Origin of the sequence: Bartonella sp. TT121SHDZB (assembly GCF_042193415.1) — a bacterium.
Classification (GTDB): Bacteria; Pseudomonadota; Alphaproteobacteria; order Rhizobiales; family Rhizobiaceae; genus Bartonella.
The window spans coordinates 1-1,137 of record NZ_JBHILR010000042.1; the positions used below are offsets into that span (position 1 = coordinate 1).

At 34.4% G+C, this 1,137-nt stretch carries 2 protein-coding genes; both read right to left on the reverse strand.

The window, feature by feature from the left end; genetic code table 11:
* Positions 1–250 precede the first annotated feature (250 nt).
* Positions 251–1,018, reverse strand: a complete 768-nt coding sequence (locus tag ACFIKI_RS08355; RefSeq protein ID WP_375666749.1) for a type IV secretion system protein — start codon at positions 1,016–1,018, stop codon at positions 251–253.
* Positions 1,015–1,137: TrwH protein (locus ACFIKI_RS08360; protein WP_375665328.1), on the reverse strand; the 123-nt coding region annotated here is incomplete at its 5' end. The genes ACFIKI_RS08360 and ACFIKI_RS08355, both read right to left, overlap by 4 nt.

The window sequence follows — 1,137 nt, forward strand, 5'->3', positions numbered from 1 at the left end:
GTCAATTTCAGTGAAAAGTTGCGTGAAGATAGTGAAGTTCATGGCATTCCTCGTTAACGAATCTTCAATTTTTTATTATTTTAAAACACAGATATATGCTATGCACTTCATTGGTATTTACACAGTTTGTCCAAGTATTCCCACCGAGATTATTTTGGATTTGGTGAAACTTTTGTGTGTTCTTCCAGATTGTTGAGACATGTACAATATTTATAAATATAGAGAAAACAAATGTTATAAAGAATTTGGGTTAATTAAACCGTATGCGAGGCATATCCTTATGTCCTGGATGAACTATGTTTCCATAAAGTTTGCGTTTTTGTATATCGATAAGAGCCTCTTCGTTATTGCTTAAATTTCTGATCATTTGTAATTTTACAGATTCGTTGTGGAGCATGGCTAACATGGTCTTTATGTGTACTTGCAACTTTGAGACCTCTGATAAATCCTTTGTTTTATCTATATTATTTAAGAAACGCGCAATTTGTGTAAAACGTTTCTGTGCATCCTGAAAAGCTTGCAAGCTTATGGCTTTAGCAACAATCCCACTATATTGGAGACGTGCGTTAATTATTGTACGCATTTGGTTGTTTGACCAGACGTCATATCTTTTCTCTTTTGTAAGAATTGAGTTAATAAGCCATTGAAGTCTCAAAAACATTGGATCACTTTGATCATTGCGGTTGTATCGCATTTTAGGAACTGGGTAGATAAGCTGCGGATCTTGAAAAAAATAGCGCATATCATTTTTTTGTAGTACGCCATTAACTACTCTATTACCCCTTAAAAAATAAGAGATGTAGCTCTCTTTGTCTTCTTGCTTTTTTTGCACTTCCAACTGTTCTTTTAATAATTCTATAACCTCCAAATGTTCTTTCGTTTGAGGTAGTGAAGAAGACTTCCTTTTAAGTACATATGGATTTGGAGAATGCCCCCATTTAAAATCGAATGATGCCAGAGCTAAATTGGGCATTATCAAGGATATAGCCATTCCTGTTATAATAAAGATCTTTTTCATATGTTTGCTCGCTTGATTTCGGCAGGGATTGTTTTATTAACCGGTATGCGGTTCCTATCACTTGGTTGCTTTAGTTTTGGTGCTAACGCACAAGCAGACAAAAGATTCATAATTAAAAT